The organism is Catellatospora tritici, assembly GCF_019083965.1.
Lineage (GTDB): Bacteria > Actinomycetota > Actinomycetes > Mycobacteriales > Micromonosporaceae > Catellatospora > Catellatospora tritici.
This window is the reverse complement of sequence record NZ_JAHRCY010000027.1, coordinates 74,990-90,904: the sequence shown is the minus strand read 5'-3', so window position 1 is coordinate 90,904 and position 15,915 is coordinate 74,990. Positions and strand designations below refer to the sequence as shown.

The window sequence follows — 15,915 nt, the reverse complement described above, 5'->3', positions numbered from 1 at the left end:
CCTGTCTCGAACCGGATCGAGTGGCCAGGACGGTGCAGCATGCTCAACCTCGACGACGTGGTCACCGCCGCCAGACGCATCGCGCCGTACGTACGCACCACACCGGTGCTGGCGGTACCCGACGGCCGGTGGGGCGCCGACACGGTGTTCAAACTGGAGTTCACCCAGCACACCGGCTCGTTCAAGGCCCGTGGGGCGTTCAACCGGATCCTGCGGGCGGTCGAGCTGGGCACCATCGGGCCGGGTGCCGGGGTGATCGCCGCGTCCGGCGGCAACGCGGGCATCGCGGTCGCCTACGCCGCGCGGCGACTCGGCTTCACCGCCGAGATCTTCGTGCCGCGGACCGCGCCGGCCGCCAAGGTCGCGAAGCTGCACCAGCTCGGGGCCAAGGTCGCCCCGGTGGGCCAGGAGTACGCCGAGGCCTACGCCCAGGCCGTGGTCCGCGCCGAGCAGACCGGCGCGCTGTTCTGCCACGCGTACGACCAGGAGGATGTCGTCGCTGGTCAGGGCACGCTCGCGCTGGAGCTGCTCGACCAGCTCGACGGTTTCGACACGGTCGTCGTGTCGGTCGGCGGAGGCGGCCTGGCCGCCGGGATCACGGCCGGTCTCGACGGCCGGGCCGGCGTGGTCGCGGTCGAGCCGGAGACGATTCCGACGCTGCACGACGCCCTGGCCGCGGGCGGGCCGGTCGACGTCGCGGTCTCCGGGGTCGCCGCCGACTCGCTGGGCGCCCGCCGCATCGGCTCGATCGCATACGAGATCGCGGTCGCGCACCGGGTGCGCAGCGTGCTGGTCACCGACGAGTCGATCGTCGCCACCCGGGCCCGGCTCTGGCAGGACTGCCGACTGGCGGTCGAGCACGGCGCCGCGGCCGCACCGGCGGCGCTGGAGTCGGGCGGCTACGTCCCCGAGCCGGGCGAACGCGTCGTGGTGGTGTTGTGCGGCGCCAACACCGACCCCGCCACGATCACGGCGGGAGGATGATCTGAAATTGTGGACGCTGGGTGCTGCCCTGGCAGCACCCAGCGTCCACAATCCGCGATCATCCTCAGAACAGGACGCGGTGCACCCAGAGCCAGAACGCGGAGGCGTGCTCCGGCAGCACCCGCGCCGCGGCCGGTACCCGCCGCCGTACGCCGACGCCGAGACCGAGGGCGAGACCGAGGGCGAAGGCTCGCCGCCGATCGGCGAAGCCGAGGGTGAGGCGGCGATCGCGGCGCAGGCCACGACCAGCTGGAACGGCAGGCCGTCACCGGCGACGTCGGCGCTGCCTTCGGTGAGCTTTCACCCGGCGGACGTCCACGCCCATGCCGTGCCCGGGTCGATCCCGCCGCTCGACCCGGGCAGCTGCACGTGCTGGTTGCCGCCGCCAACCACCCACAGTGCTATCACCAGCTCCGCGCCACCACCACCCCGCCCCGCCACACCGCGCCAAAGCGCCCAAGCGAAGGAATGGCCCCTTCTTATCGCTTTCCGATATAGAAGGGGCCCTTCTTAACTGCCCGGCCGATGCTTCGGGGCGAAGGGCTGGGGCAGGGGCAGGGGCTGGGGCAGGGTCAGAACAGCACCCGGTACATCCACAGCCAGAACGCCGACGGGCGCACCGATTCGGCCAGCGGACGCGGCTTGTACTTTCCTCCGTACGGTGACGGCGAGGCTGACGCTGAAGCCGACGGCGTGGACGAAGGGCCACCGAAGGGCGACGCCGACACCGAGGGCCGCACCGACGGCGAGGCCGATGGCGAGGGTGTGGTCCCGGCCGCCGGACAGGTGTGGGTGAGGACGAAGAAGTCCGCGTCACCGGTGATGTCGGCCGACGCCGCGGTCAACGTCCACCCGGCCGGGATGGCGATCCACGCCTTGCTGGTGCCGCTCAGCACGATGGCGCCGCCGTCGTCGGGGATGGTGACCACGGCGGTGCCGTCGTTCGGGACGCTGTAGGTCAGCGTGAGCTTGGTGAAGTCGCCCGAGGTGGCATGGTTGCCGGGCAGGTTGAAGACCCAGATGTCCATCCCGGGCAGGGGGCCGCCCCCGAAGTTCGGGTCGCAGTCGTGACCTTCGGGTTTGAAGGCGATGGCCGTGGTCGGCACGTTGCCCGAGTTGATCTGAACCGTCTCGGCCGCCCGCAGGGCTGGGTTGGCCCAGCTCCCGGTGGGCCGCTCGCCGAGACCGACGGTGGCCAGGACCGACAGGACCAGGGTCAGCGTCGCCGCCCCTGCGGCGGCGACGAGCCGAGGCGTCGGCCTGGCGAGCGAGCTGTGGAGACGTCGCATGCAGTACCTCCGATGACGTCAGCGCATTCGACTGACTACCCAGAGTCACTATTCGCGCACGTCAGAACGGGTCCAAGGCGACGCGCCGCCGCGGGTCAGGACCGCACGGGACCTGTACTCGCCCGGATGACCAGCTCAGCCGGGGCGGGACAGGTCCGGCCGCCGGGCTCGTCGTCGAGCATCAACCGCATCGCCTGCGCGCCGATCCCGGCCAGGTCGAGCCGTACCGTGGTCAGGCCCGGGGTCAGGTCGGTCGCGACCGGCAGGTCGTCGAAGCCGACCACCGACACCTCGCCGGGCACCGACCGGCCGGCCTCGCGCAGCGCGGCCAGCACTCCGGCGGCCATCAGGTCGTTGAGGGCGAAGAGCGCGGTGATCCGGGGGTACGCCCGCAGCAGCTCGTGCGCGGCCGCCCGCCCACCCTCGCGGGTGAAGTCGGCCCCCACCACGTGCGGGCTCGCCACGACCTCGGTGAACCCGGACAGCCGCTGGGCCACCGTGGCCAGCCCCGCCGGACCGGTGACCACACCGATCTCGCGGTGACCGAGCGCGGTCAGGTGCTCGGCCACCAGGCGGCCGCCCCCGGCGTGGTCGGGCTCGACGGTGTCGATGCCCTCGCCCCGGGCGCCGATCGCGGCCACCCGGCCACCCGCGGCGGCGAATCCGGCCAGCTCCTCGGCGAACGGCTCGCCCGCGAACGCCGAACCGGCCAGCAGCACCGCCCGTGCCCGCTGCGCGCGCAGCCGGGCCAGGTAGTCGCGCTCCAGCGCGGGATCGCGGAACGTGTTGGCGACCAGCACCATCAGGTCGTGCTCGCGGGCGACCTGCATCGCCCCGGCCGCGATGGCGGCGAAGTACGGGTCGGCGATGTCGTGCACCAGCACGCCGACGACCGTGCTGCGCGAGCGCGCCAGCGACTGCGCGGGGGCGTGGGCGACGTAGCGCAGCTCGGCGGCGGCGGCGGTGACCCGCTCGGCCAGCTCCTCGGCGACCCGGCGACCGCCGCTGCCGTGCAGGACCCGGGAGGCGGTGGCCAGCGACACGCCCGCGGCGGTCGCGACCTGCTGCAGCGTGGCGGCGCTGCCGGGCGGTCTGGTTGACGAGGTTCTGGGCATGCGCGTAGGGTACCGCCTCGCGGGCGGAAAGCGCTTTCCACCCTCCTCCCCCGATCTCTCCGCCGAGGAGCGCAGCATGGACCGCAGATCAGTCGGCATCGTCATGAACGGTGTCACCGGACGGATGGGTTACCGCCAGCACCTGGTGCGGTCCATCCTGGCCATCCGCGAGCAGGGCGGCCTGACCCTGCCCGACGGCACCGTGGTGTGGCCCGAGCCGGTGCTCGTCGGCCGCAACGCCGCCAAGCTGGAGCAGCTGGCCGCCACGCACGGACTCACCCGCTACACCACCGACCTGGCCGAGGCGCTGGCCGACGACACCAACGAGATCTACTTCGACGCGCAGGTGACCACCGCCCGGGTCACCGCGCTGCGCCAGGCGATCGCCGCCGGTAAGCACATCTACACCGAGAAGCCGACGGCCGAGTCGCTGGCCGAGGCCGTCGCGCTGGCCGACGAGGCCAGGGCCGCCGGGATCAAGCACGGCGTGGTCGCCGACAAGCTGTACCTGCCGGGCCTGCTCAAACTGCGCCGCCTGGTCGAGTCCGGCTTCTTCGGCCGCATCCTGTCGGTGCGCGTCGAGTTCGGCTACTGGGTGTTCGAGGGCGACTGGCAGGCCGCGCAGCGCCCCAGCTGGAACTACCGGGCGCAGGACGGCGGCGGCATCATCCTGGACATGTTCCCGCACTGGCGCTACGTGCTCGACCACGTGATCGCCCCGGTGCGCTCGGTCTACGCCCAGGCCGCCACGCACATCCCGACCCGCTGGGACGAGCAGGGCAACGCCTACCCGGCCACGGCCGACGACGCCGCGTACGCCGTGCTGGAGCTGGAGGGCGGGATCGTCGCCTCGGTCAACAGCTCGTGGACCACCCGGGTGGACCGCACCGAGCTGGTCACCTTCCACGTCGACGGCACCGAGGGCAGCGCCGTGGCGGGGCTGCGCGACTGCCGCGTGCAGCACCGGGCCACCACCCCCAAGCCGGTGTGGAACCCCGACCTGCCGGTCAGCCACGACTTCCGGGACCAGTGGAGCACGCTGCCCGAGAACGACGTGTACGACAACGGCTTCAAGCGCCAGTGGGAGGAGTTCCTCGCCCACGTGGTCGCCGACGCGCCGTACCACCACGACCTGTACGCGGGCGCCCGCGGCGTGCAGCTGGCCGAACTGGGCCTGCAGTCTGCCCGCGAGGGTCGCAAGGTAATGGTCGGTGACCTGTGAGCGCAGCGAGTGGTGAGCACGGCGAGGCCCGCGACGGCGAACCCGGCGGCGCCGTGCGTTCGCGGATCTTCTACGCGGCCGCGCACGTGGTGGCCGACCCTGACGCCGACAACGGGCCGGGTCGACCCGCCGTGGTGGACTGGGACGCGACCATGGCGTTCCGGCACCACCTGTGGTCGCTGGGCCTGGGCATCGCCGACGCGATGGACACCGCCCAGCGCGGCATGGGCCTGGACTGGGCGGCGACGCGGGAGCTGATCCGGCGCAGCGGCGCGCAGGCGCGCGCGGTCGGCGGGCTGCTGGCCTGCGGCGCGGGCACCGACCAGCTCACGCCGGGCACGCACAGCCTGGCTGAGATCGAGGCGGCCTACGCCGAGCAGCTGGAGGTCGTGCAGGAAGCCGGCGCGAGGGTCATCCTGATGGCGTCGCGGGCCCTGGCCGCGGCCGCCCAGGGTCCGGCCGACTACCACGCCGTCTACGGCAAGCTGCTGGCCCAGGCCGACCGACCGGTGATCCTGCACTGGCTGGGCGACATGTTCGACCCGGCGCTGGCGGGCTACTGGGGCTCGCCCGACCTGGACGCCGCCACGGTGAGCGTGCTGGAGCTGATCCACGCCAACGCCTCGAAGATCGACGGCATCAAGGTGTCGCTGCTGGACGCCGACCGTGAGATCGCCATCCGCCGCGCGCTGCCCGCCGGGGTGCGCCTCTACACCGGCGACGACTTCAACTACCCGCAGCTCATCGCGGGCGACGAGCAGGGCCACTCCGACGCGCTGCTGGGCATCTTCGACGCGCTCGCGGTGCCCGCGGCCAAGGCGCTGGCAAGGTTGGACGCCGGGGACACTGTCGGGTTCCGGGCGATCCTGGACCCGACCGTGCCGCTGGCCCGGCACATCTTCGGCACGCCGACCTACCACTACAAGACCGGCATCGTCTTCCTGGCCTGGCTCAACGGGCACCAGGAGCGGTTCCGGATGGTCGGCGGGCAGGAGACGGCGCGCTCCCGCGAGCACCTGACCGAGCTGTACGCGCTGGCCGGGCAGGCGGGCGTGCTGGCCGACCCGGACCTGGCCGCGGCCCGGTTCGCCGCCTACCTCGACGGTTCGGCCCTGGACGGTCCGGCGTGAAGCTGTCGCTGAACACCGCCACGATCAAGCGGGCCACCCTGGCCGAGGCGGCGCGGCTGTGCGCCGACAACGGCATCGACGGCATCGGCCCGTGGCGGGACGTGGTCGAGGCGGCGGGCGGTGCGGTCGCCGCCCGCAAACTGCTCGACGGGTACGGCCTGACGGTGACCAGCCTGTGCCGGGGCGGCTTCGTCACCTCCGGCTCGCCGGAGTCGCTCGAGGACAACCGGCGCGCCATCGAGGAGGCTGCCGAGCTGGGCACCGGCGAGCTGGTGCTGGTCGTCGGGGGGCTGGCCGAGGGGTCCAAGGACCTGCCCGGGGCGCGGGCGAACGTGGCCCGCGCGTTGGCGCTGCTGGTGCCGTACGCCCGAGAGCGCGGGGTGCGGCTGGCGATCGAGCCACTGCACCCGATGTTCTGCGCCGACCGAGCCGTGGTCTCCACCCTCGGGCAGGCGCTCGACCTGGCCGAACCGTTCGCGCCCGACGAGGTCGGCGTGGTGGTGGACACCTACCACGTCTGGTGGGACCCGCAGCTGTTCGCGCAGATCGCACGGGCGGCGGGACGGATCTCGGCGTACCAGGTCTGCGACTGGGTGGTGCCGCTGCCCGCCGACATGCTGCTGGGCCGGGGGCACGTGGGCGACGGGCACATCGAGTTCGCGCCGATCACCGCCGCGGTGCTGGCGGCCGGGTACACCGGCCACGTCGAGGTCGAGATCTTCAACCAGTCCGTCTGGGACACCGACCCGGCCCAGACCGTACGCACCATGGTCGAACGCCACCACGAGCACATCGCGGTATGACGGTCCACAGGGCGCCCCCTCCGGGGGCGCCCTGTGCCGTACCCTCGGAGGCCCCCACCCTCGGAGTGATTCCGTTGCGCACGACACACCTCGCGGAGCCCACGGCACCTGTCGCCGGGCCGGTCAGCCGGGTCGGCCGGCGTTCGCTGCTTCCTGACGCGCTGGCCCTGGCCGGGCTCGTCGCGTTGTTCGTCGCCGTGCATGACGTCACCAACTACCTCACCTCGCCGTACTGGCTCGATGAGTCCTGGGTGGCGTTGTCCCGGCGGTTTCCGGTGGGGGATGTCCTCGTGACGACCTCGTCCAGCCCGCTGGGCTGGACACTGCTGCTGCGGCTGATCCCGGACGACGACCACCTGCGCCTGTTGCCGATGGCGTTCCAGCTGTGTTCGCCGCTGGTCGCGTACCTGCTGGCCCGGTCGATGCGGTGGCCGACGCGCGGGTTCGGCGTCCTCGCCGGGCTGACCGCCGGCGCGGCGGTGCTCCTGCTACCCGCGCAGCAGATCCGTCACGATCTGAAGCAGTACACGGCGGACGCGCTGGTCGCCCTGCTCGTCCTCGCCGGGGCGGCGTGGCTGGAGCGTGGCTGGAGCCGACGCCGGCTCGGCCTCCTGACAGGTGCGGTCCCGATCGCGATGCTGCTCAGCCACGTCACGGCGATGGTCGTGCCGTGCCTGTTCGCGGGCCTGGCGGCGGTGGCAGTCCACCGTCGGCAATGGCGCCGCCTCGCCGAGATCGTGGTGGCCGGGAGCCTCGCCGCCGCGGTGATCGGGGCGATCTACTTCGGCGTGGCCCGGCGAGCCGACAGCGACGTGATGCAGCGGTACTGGGCCGACAACATGCCCAGCCTGTCGGAGCTGCCGCGTTATCTGGTCCGGCAGTTGGGGGCCTTGCAGCCCGCGCTGGGCGCCCCGGTCTGGCTGCTGTTCGCGCTGGCCGCGACGGGTGTCGCCACCCTGTTCTGGCGCGGGCGGCCCGCGACCGCCGTGGCGGTGCTGCTCATGCCGGTGGTCGAGGTGGTGCTCGGGGTCGCCAAGGTCTATCCGCTGATGGAGTTGCGCACCTCCCACTTCCTCTACGTGGTGCTGCTCGCGATGGCCGGGATCGGCGCCGCGGGCCTGGGCGCGGCGACGGTCGCCGCCGCCCGCCCCGGCAACCGGTCCGCCCTCGTCGTCGCGGCCGCCCTTCCCGTCCTGCTGGTCGGTGCCTACACCGTGCACATCGCGCCCTGGCTGCGGTTCGACGGCGATGCTCCGGGCATCTCCCTCAAGACCGGGATGGCACGGGAGGACGTGCGGTCCGCGGTGCGGTATGTGCGGGCCAACCACGACCAACGCGACGTCATCGTGGTGAACCAGGTCGCGCGCTACGGGTTGGCCTTCTACTGGCAGGACCTGCCGGTCGTGCTCACCCCGCGACCCAACACCGTGGGCTGGAGCGTGGAGTTCCCCGACGCGCCGAACCTCCTGCTCGCCCCCACCGGGGCGAACGGCATCCGGGACACGCTCGCGGAGGCGGTGCGGCGCGCGGAGGCGACCGGTGGCCGGGTGCTGCTGATCCGGTCGCACCTCAACGCGGCGGACGTCGCCGCCTGGTCCGAGGCGCTCGCGGGCTACGAGGTGACCGCGCTCACCGGCGACGTCGAGCCGGTGCTGCGGGTGTCGCCGCGGCCCTGACCTGATCGCCGAGGGGCGCCCGCACCCGCGGACGCCCCATCACCGTCGCGATGGCCGCCGCACCCGCCGATGGCCCCCGACTATGTCTCTCTCCGTCGGCTGCGCAGTGTGCCGTGATCGCTGTGGAGAGTCTGTAGGCAGCTTCTTATTCGATCACTTGCCGTCGGCTTGCCGAAGATCACGACCGCTCCTAGCATGATCGATTGAATCCGGTCGGGCTGCCCAGGGAGGCTGCGTGCGATACCGAGTGCTCGGTCCGGTGGAGCTGTCCGCCGACGGCGTCGCCGTGCCGCTGCCCCAGCCCAGGCACCGCGCGATCCTGGGCTTCCTGGTGCTGCACGCCGAGCACGTGGTCACCCGCGACCAGCTGATCGAGGCGTTGTGGGGCGGGGCGGAGCCGCCGACGGCCGCCTCGCAGATCCACGTCGCGGTGTCGCACCTGCGCGGTGCGCTGCGCCGACACGGCCTGTCCGAGGTGATCGCCACCCGCCCCGGCGGCTACACGCTGGTCGCGCCCCCACACGAGACCGACGCCGGGATGTTCGGCGCCGAGCTGTCGGCCGCTCGCCAGGCACAGCGACGCGGCGACCTGCCCGAGACGGTACGGCGGGCCGACCGCGCGCTGGCGCTGTGGCGCGGCGAGGCGCTGGCCGGGGTCACCGCCGCGTACGCCACGGGCGCCCGCCAGCACCTGCACGAGCAGCAGCTCGCCGCGCAGGAGCTACGGGCCGACGCCGAACTCGCCCTCGGCCGCCACGACATGCTCATCCCCGTGCTCACCCGGCTGGTCGAGGCCCACCCGCTGCGCGAGCACCTGGTCTGCCAGCTGATGCTCGCCCTGTACCGGGCCGGGCGCCGAGCCGACGCGACCCAGGTGGCGCGGCGGATGCGGGCTCTGCTCGCCGAGGAGCAGGGACTCGACCCCGGGGCGCGCTTCCTGGAACTGGAGCGCTCCATCCTCACCGGTGACCCCGGACTGGACTCGCCGGCCCCGGCCGCGCCGCAGGTCCGACAGGCACCGGCGGGTCTGGTGGCCCCGGCGCAGCTGCCCTTCGACGTGCCCAGTTTCACCGGCCGGGAGCGGGAGTTGGCCGCGCTGGGCCGGACTGGCACCCCCGGGGTCACCGTGATCACCGGCCCGGCGGGGGCGGGCAAGACCGCGCTGGCCGCGCACTGGGCGCACCGGGTCCGCGACAGCTTCCCCGACGGTCAGCTCTACATCGACCTGCGCGGCTTCGACCCGTCGGCGGAGCCGCTGACGCCGCTGGAGGTGCTGGCCCGGTTCCTGCGCGGGCTCGGGGTCGGCGCCCAGCGGGTGCCCGACGGGGCCGACGAGGCGTCGGCGCTGCTGCGTTCGCTGCTGGCGGGACGCCGGGTGCTGCTGGTGCTGGACAACGCGCGCGACGCCGCCCAGGTCCGCCCGCTGCTGCCGGGCAGCGGCGACTGCGCCGTGATCGTGACCAGCCGCCGCCCGCTGGTGACTCTGGACGCCCGGCGGATCGAGATCGGCGGCATGCCGCCCGAGGAGGCCACCCGCCTGCTCGGCCAGTACGCCGAGGACCGGGTCGCGGTCGACGCCGCCGCCGCGCGCGAGGTGCTGCGCTACTGCGACCACCTGCCGCTGGCGATCCGGGTCACCGGCGCCCGGCTGCTGGCCGACCCGGATCTCAGCCTGGCCGCGCTCGCGGCGCGGTTGGCCGACGAGCGGTCCCGGCTCGACCTGCTGGAGGTCGACGACCTCGCGGTGCGGACCAGCTTCGGCGCGGGCTACCAGGCGCTGGACCCCGCCGCCGCGGCCGCGTTCGGGCTGCTGGGCCTGCTGCGGGTGTACAGCTTCGACGCCGCCACGGCGGCCGCGCTGTGGGACGTGCCGATACGGGCCGCCGAACAGACCCTGGACCGGCTGGTCTCGGCGCGGCTGATCGAGCGGGGCGGGGACCGCTACCGTCTGCACGACCTGATGCGCCTGTTCGCGATGGAGCACGCCGCCACGCACAGCGGCGCCGAAGGCGAGACCGCGCTGGTCCGCACCGCCACCTGCTACCTCGGCACGGTCCGCCGCGGCACCCAACTGCTGCGCCCCGGCCAGATCCTGGTCGGGGCCGAGGAACTGGCAGATCCGCGCTACGCCGGGCTGGTGCCGCTGCCCGACGTGGCCGCCGCCCGGACCTGGTTCGAGACGGAGCGGCCCAACCTGGTCGCTTTCGCCGAGCAGGTGGCGGACGGGCCTGACCCGCTGTGCCGGTTCGCCCTGCGGCTGCAGGCCGCGATGACCATGTTCCTGGCCGGCGCGGGGCACCTCGCCGACTGGAACCACCTGTGCGAGCTGTCCGCCCGGGTCGCCCAACGGTTGGGCGACCCGACCGCCGAGGCGATCGCGATGATGAACCTGGGCGCCATCGCGCAGCGCCAGGGCCGGTTGGCCGAGGCGGTCACCATCCTCGACCGGGCGCTGGAGCTGAGCCGCGCCGCCGACCGTCCCAGCACCCAGGCGGCAGTGCTGTCCTACCTGGCTTCGACGTATACGGAGCTGGGCGAGCCGGACCGGTCGGCCACCTGCCACCGGCAGGCGATCGCGCTGCGCCGCAGCGTCGGCGACCGCAAGAGCACCGCGCACACGCTGGCCAACGCGGCCTACCACTTCATGACCCAGCGCGAGTACGCCGAGGCCCAGGGCTATCTCACCGAAGCCCTGGAGATCAAGTACGCCGAGCAGGACCTGCTCAGCGCCGGGGTGACCGAGGTGCAGCTGTCGGGGGTGCTGCTGGCGCAGGGGCGCTACCTCGACGTGGTGCGTGCCGCCGACACCGGCCTGGACCTGTGCCGCCAGTACGGCGACCGCTACAACGAATGGATCGCGCTGCTGTTCCGCTCCGTGGCGTACCGCCGGTTGGGCGACTCCCGGCGCAGTCGCGACGACGCCGCCGCCTGCCTGGCGGTGTGCGAGGCACTGCGGCAGATCCCGGCCCGCAACCTGGCCGCCGGACTGCTCGGGCGCCCGCCGATCACCGACGACGACTCCGGCGACCCGGTCCCGGTCTGGCTGACGATCGTCCTGGACCAGGCCGGTCTGCCGATCACGCCGACGGAGTGAACGGTCTTCGCGACACCCGTCGCGGTTCAGTCCACGAGCCGCCTCCTGGCCGCGCGCACCAGGCCGAGCAGGACGAACGCGGCAAGGCAGCCGGCCGCCAGCCACCACACCCGCCTGAGTACCGGATCGAGGCCCAGCCCGTACGCCATCCCGGCGACCACCGACACCGCTCCGTACCCGGCGAACGCCCAGGCCGGCACCGCCGAGTCCGACCCGTTGAGCGCTGACCGCCAGGACAGCGCCGCCACGGCCAGCGCGACGACGATCCCGGCGCCCACGAGCGGAAGCTCGATCGTGTTCCCGGGCAGGCCCAGGCTCGCGGCCAGGTCGCGCGGCGCCAGCAGGGACGGCCGCGGCGCGAGCTGATCCCCGACCAGCAGCCCGGCGCCGAAGCTGACGGCGAGCCAGCCGAGCCCCCGCAGGGCGGGGCCCAGCGGGCCGTGCGCGACGGCGCGCCACGCCGCGACGGCCAGCCCGGCGCCGATCGGCGCCAGCACGAGCAAGGCGAGGGGGGCGTACGCCGGACGGAGCGTCAGCTCCCCCCAGGTGACCACGTGCTGCTGGAACCCCCAGTACTGCAGGATCCAGCTGCCCCGGTCGACCAGCATGGGGACGGCCAGGGCCGCGAGCAGGCCGAAGGCCGCGGCACCGGCCCGACCGAACTCGGGCGGCCCCAGCCGTCCGGCCACGACGGCGGCCCGGTCCCGGCCGGACGGGTGCACGGCGGCGAGCCAGGTCGGCCACTGCCGCGCGGTGCCGCCGCCGAGCAGCCGGACGATGGCCGCCGCACCCTCGGGGGTGCGGGCGGCGTAGTCGTCGGCGTGGTACTCGCGGGTGCGCAGCACTCCGTTGCGGGCCAGGTACGCCGCCAGCAGCATGAGGATCAGGTAGCGGACGGTCGGCGGAAGCGGCTCGTCGGCGTCGCCGAGGTTCTCCCGGTACCAGACCGCCGCGATCGCCAGCATCGCCCCGGCGGCGCGCCACAGCCCGACCGCCAGATAGGAGACATCCAGGTCGCGGTGGCGCACGTGCCCGAGCTCATGCTCCACGACCGCGACGAACGCGGGCCGATCCCGCCGGTGGAGCAGCAGCAGGCCGCTCTTCAGCTCGATGTAGCGCCGACCCGCATGACCGAAGGCGACCCCGCCGACCCGCTCGTCGAGCGGGTTGACCAGATACCGCACCGCGACACCGGCCGCCTCGGCGAGCTGCTCGACGGTCTGGACCAGCTCGGCAGGCTGTCCGGCCCGGTCCAGGCGGACCAGCCCACGGCGGCGGATCCGCCACGTCGGCAGCAGCCAGTAGACGACGGACGCGCCGCCGAACAGGACCGCCAACGCGATGGCGCTCTGCGCGCCGGGCGGCCACGCCTGCGACGCGGGGCACTGCGTCCGGACCCTGTGGTCATACTCGGCCCAGTCCGCGGCGGTGAACCGGTCGGTGCCGTGGAAGCTCATCGGGGCGGTGGGATACAGCTCGGGCAGCGGGTTGTATCTCTCGTCGAAGATGGCGGCCGCTATCGACTGGGGGCAGGTGGATTGCGTGAGCGCCTCGAGTCCCTGCTCGGGCGTCTGCCAGACGTCGCCCGCGGCCATGGCCGCCGTGGACAGCGCGGCCATGAGGACCAGGAACCACAGCGTGGTGCTGGACAGCCCGACCCGCGTCCCGCGCCCGCCGCCGGACCGCTTCACCGAGGCGTGCTCTGCTCGCCCACCTGGGCGGCGTCGACCTCGGCCGCCGGGGCGTCGGCGCCTTGGTCCGGGCGGGCCGGACCGGGGTCGGCCGCGCCGGTGGTCTGCAGCGCCAGCCGGCCGACGAGCGCGTCCGCGATCAGTTCCCGATCCGGCGAGGACGCCAGCGCGGCGAGCACCGCGCCGCGTACGTCACGGAGGTCCTCCGGCCGCCAGCGCGCGACGGCGACCGGCGACGGGGTCCGTGGCCGCCGCCGCAGACGGTCGACGAGCCGCTCGATCACGGTCTCGGTCTTGCGCTCGGCCGCGTCGGCGACGCGCGACAGCAGCAGCTCCACCGCGGTCTTCGCCGCCACCAGCGCCACCGAGGTCACCAGGACCAGCACCTCGGCGCCGCCGAACGCGAGCGGATCCCGCCCGGCGGCCGTCCTGCCGCGGAAGAACGCCCTGCTGCGCTGTTCGAACAGGGCCACCTCATCGGGTGCCACGTCCGCGACCACGCCGCGGGCAAGGTCGGCGATGAGCTGCCGGTCGGCTGCGGTGAGCCCGCCTCCGTCGTGTGCTGCGGTCTGGGTCACGCCTCGAGTATGAATCCGGCTGACAAACGCCCAGCTATCGGAAAGATGACAACAAGAACGACAGTCGGTGCGGCCCGGGGCGCCGGACTCTCGCGATCAGGCCGTGCCCACCGCGGCGACGGTGCCGTCGGGGGTGGCCAGGTAGACGGGGATGCCGGCGGTCACGTCGCGGACGGCGGCCAGGTCACCCGGGTCCACCTTGGACGCCTCGGTGACCACCAGGGCCGCTTCCAGCGCGGTCGCGCCCGCGGCCACGGCGGAAGCGACAGCCAGGTGCAGGGCCGAGATCGACAGCGACGGCAGCCGCACGCTCACGCCGGTGTAGGTGCGCCCGTCGCCGTCGCGTACGGCCGCGCCCTCGATCGCGTTGATGCGGGCCCGTGCCGAGCGCGCCATGGTCAGCAGCTTGCGGTCCTCGGCCGACAACTCGGCGGTGGCGGACTGCTCAGACATCGGCCAGGTGCCTTTCGTGGGGTACGGCTTCGTCCGCGGTTTCCTCCCGCGTCACCAGTACGGTATCGATGTGGTTGCGCCGCCCCGTGGTGCCCTCGGCCACGAGCGTCAACCCGCCCACCGAGGCGCGGGCACCCGGGATCGGCACCCGGCCCAGGGCCTGGGCCAGCAGCCCGGCCACGGTCTCCACCTCGTCGGCGGGCAGCTCCACGTCGAACAGCTCGCCCAGGTCCTCGATCGGCAGGCGGCCGGTGACCCGGACCGCGCCGTCGGGCAGGCGCTCCACCGGCGGGCGCTCCACGTCGTACTCGTCGGTGATCTCGCCGACGATCTCCTCGAGGATGTCCTCGATCGTGATCAGTCCGGCGGTGCCGCCGTACTCGTCGATGACGATGGCGAGGTGGGTGCGCGCGGCCTGCATCTCCGACAGCAGGTCGTCGACCGGCTTGAACTCGGGCACGAACGAGGCGACCCGCATCAGCTGCTCGACCGGCTCCTCGGCCTTGCCCTCCTGGGCATGCCGGGCCAGGTCCTTGAGGTACACCACACCGAGCACGTCGTCGACCGACTCGCCGATCACCGGCACCCGGGAGAAGCCCGAGCGCAGCGCCAGCGCCAGCGACTGCTCCACCGACTTGGTCGACTCGACCCACACCATCTCGGTGCGGGGCACCATCACCTCGCGGGTGATGGTGTCGCCGAGCGCGAACACCGAGTGGATCATCTCGCGCTCGCCGTGCTCCACCACACCCCGCTGCTCGGCCAGGTCGACCAGCTCACGCAGCTCGACCTGGGTGGTGGCGAACGGGCCCTCGCGGAAGCCCTTGCCCGGGGTGACCGCGTTGCCGATCACGATCAGCAGGCTGGCCAGCGGGCCGAGCACCCTGGTCAGCCAGCGCAGCACGGGCGCGGCGAACCGGCCCACCTCGTATGGGTGCTGCCGCCCGATGGTGCGCGGGGTGACCCCGACGACGACGAAGCTGATCAGCGTCATCGCCCCGGCGGTCACCAGCGCGGCGGTCCAGCCGGGCCCGAACGTGTCGACGGCGACCAGGGCCACCAGCGTGGTGGCGGTCAGCTCCGACAGCAGGCGCAGCAGCAGGAGCAGGTTGATGTGGCGTACCGCGTCGGCCGCCACCGCCTGCAGCGCGGCCGCGCCACGCATGCCCTCCCGGGCCAGTTCGGCGGCGCGGGCCGGGGACACCACGGCCAGCGCCGATTCCGTCATCGCGAACAGTCCGGCCAGCACGACCAAGCCCGCCGCCGACCACAGCAGGGGCACGTCGGGCAGGCCGCCCAACTGGCTGGTCACTTGCTGCTCGCCCCGCTACGGGCCCGCCAGCTGTCCAGCAGCTTGCCCTGAAGTGCGAACATCTCGCGCTCCTCCTCCGGCTCGGCGTGGTCGTAGCCGAGCAGGTGCAGCACGCCGTGGATGGTGAGCATGCTCAGCTCGTCGGCGGTGCTGTAGTCGCCGTGCAGCCCCGCCGGGCCTCCGGCCGGGGCGGCCTCGGCGGCTGCGGCGTCCTCGCCCAGGCGCATCCGCGGGTCGGCGCTGCCGTAGCGCGCGGCCTGCGCCGCGGCGACCTCGGGGCAGAGCACGAGGTCGCCGAGCAGCGCGGGCTGCCCGCCGGAGGCCTCCGACGGGCCGTGGTCGATCGTGTCCTCGTCCATCGGGAACGCGAGCACGTCGGTCGGGCCTTCCTTGCCCATCCAGCGGTGGTTCAGCTCGGCCATGTAGTCCGAGTCGACCAGCAGCACCGACAGCTCCGCCAGCGGGTTCACACCCATCTGGGCCAACGCGTGCCGGGCCACGGCAACGATGTTGTCGGCGTCGACGTCATACCCGGACTCGTTGGCGATCTCGATAGACACGTTCCATC

The 15,915-nt window shown here is 73.4% G+C and carries 13 protein-coding genes; 6 read left to right on the top strand and 7 right to left on the bottom strand.

The features are described 5' to 3' along the window. The first annotated feature begins 39 nt into the window (after positions 1–39). Positions 40–984, top strand: coding sequence for a threonine/serine dehydratase (locus tag KUA19_RS36810; RefSeq protein ID WP_217403680.1), 945 nt, complete (start codon positions 40–42; stop codon positions 982–984). 572 nt (positions 985–1,556) lie between these two features. On the opposite strand, the gene KUA19_RS36805 is transcribed toward KUA19_RS36810, so the two are convergent. Both KUA19_RS36805 and KUA19_RS36800 read right to left on the bottom strand, forming a co-directional pair. Continuing rightward, complete coding sequence (locus tag KUA19_RS36805) at positions 1,557–2,273, bottom strand: hypothetical protein (RefSeq protein WP_217403677.1); 717 nt, start codon at positions 2,271–2,273, stop codon at positions 1,557–1,559. Between the two features lie 95 nt (positions 2,274–2,368). Next, positions 2,369–3,388 (bottom strand): LacI family DNA-binding transcriptional regulator, encoded by a 1,020-nt coding sequence (locus tag KUA19_RS36800; RefSeq protein ID WP_217403675.1) that lies wholly within the window; start codon positions 3,386–3,388, stop codon positions 2,369–2,371. Between the two features lie 76 nt (positions 3,389–3,464). Here KUA19_RS36800 and KUA19_RS36795 point away from each other — a divergent pair, with 76 nt between their 5' ends. The 5 genes from KUA19_RS36795 (at position 3,465) to KUA19_RS36775 (ending at position 11,313) form a co-directional block, all read left to right on the top strand. Continuing rightward, a complete protein-coding gene (locus KUA19_RS36795; RefSeq protein WP_217403673.1) occupies positions 3,465–4,610 on the top strand; it encodes a Gfo/Idh/MocA family protein in 1,146 nt (381 codons plus the stop codon). Further along, complete coding sequence (locus KUA19_RS36790; protein WP_372451987.1) at positions 4,607–5,740, top strand: dihydrodipicolinate synthase family protein; 1,134 nt, start codon at positions 4,607–4,609, stop codon at positions 5,738–5,740. The genes KUA19_RS36795 and KUA19_RS36790 overlap by 4 nt, the downstream gene beginning before the upstream one ends. Further along, positions 5,737–6,543 (top strand): sugar phosphate isomerase/epimerase family protein, encoded by an 807-nt coding sequence (locus KUA19_RS36785; RefSeq protein ID WP_217403671.1) that lies wholly within the window; start codon positions 5,737–5,739, stop codon positions 6,541–6,543. The genes KUA19_RS36790 and KUA19_RS36785 overlap by 4 nt, the downstream gene beginning before the upstream one ends. Positions 6,544–6,617: 74 nt before the next feature. Next, complete coding sequence (locus KUA19_RS36780) at positions 6,618–8,219, top strand: glycosyltransferase family protein (protein WP_217403669.1); 1,602 nt, start codon at positions 6,618–6,620, stop codon at positions 8,217–8,219. A 235-nt stretch (positions 8,220–8,454) separates the two neighbouring features. Next, positions 8,455–11,313, top strand: a complete 2,859-nt coding sequence (locus tag KUA19_RS36775; RefSeq protein ID WP_217403667.1) for an AfsR/SARP family transcriptional regulator — start codon at positions 8,455–8,457, stop codon at positions 11,311–11,313. A gap of 26 nt (positions 11,314–11,339) precedes the next feature. Here KUA19_RS36775 and KUA19_RS36770 read toward each other — a convergent pair whose 3' ends face one another. The 5 genes from KUA19_RS36770 to ybeY form a co-directional block, all read right to left on the bottom strand. Then, on the bottom strand, positions 11,340–13,004 hold the full coding sequence (locus KUA19_RS36770) for a M48 family metalloprotease (RefSeq protein WP_217403665.1): 1,665 nt from the start codon (positions 13,002–13,004) through the stop codon (positions 11,340–11,342). Beyond that, a complete protein-coding gene (locus KUA19_RS36765) occupies positions 13,001–13,582 on the bottom strand; it encodes a hypothetical protein (RefSeq protein ID WP_217403663.1) in 582 nt (193 codons plus the stop codon). The genes KUA19_RS36770 and KUA19_RS36765 overlap by 4 nt, the downstream gene beginning before the upstream one ends. Before the next feature lie 96 nt (positions 13,583–13,678). Beyond that, positions 13,679–14,035 (bottom strand): cytidine deaminase-like protein, encoded by a 357-nt coding sequence (locus KUA19_RS36760; RefSeq protein ID WP_217403661.1) that lies wholly within the window; start codon positions 14,033–14,035, stop codon positions 13,679–13,681. Beyond that, entirely contained in the window at positions 14,028–15,347 is a 1,320-nt protein-coding gene (locus tag KUA19_RS36755) for a hemolysin family protein (protein ID WP_217403659.1), read from the bottom strand. The genes KUA19_RS36760 and KUA19_RS36755 overlap by 8 nt, the downstream gene beginning before the upstream one ends. Next, complete coding sequence (gene ybeY / locus KUA19_RS36750; protein ID WP_217403657.1) at positions 15,344–15,907, bottom strand: rRNA maturation RNase YbeY; 564 nt, start codon at positions 15,905–15,907, stop codon at positions 15,344–15,346. Before ybeY ends, KUA19_RS36755 begins: the two co-directional genes overlap by 4 nt. Positions 15,908–15,915: the final 8 nt, after the last annotated feature.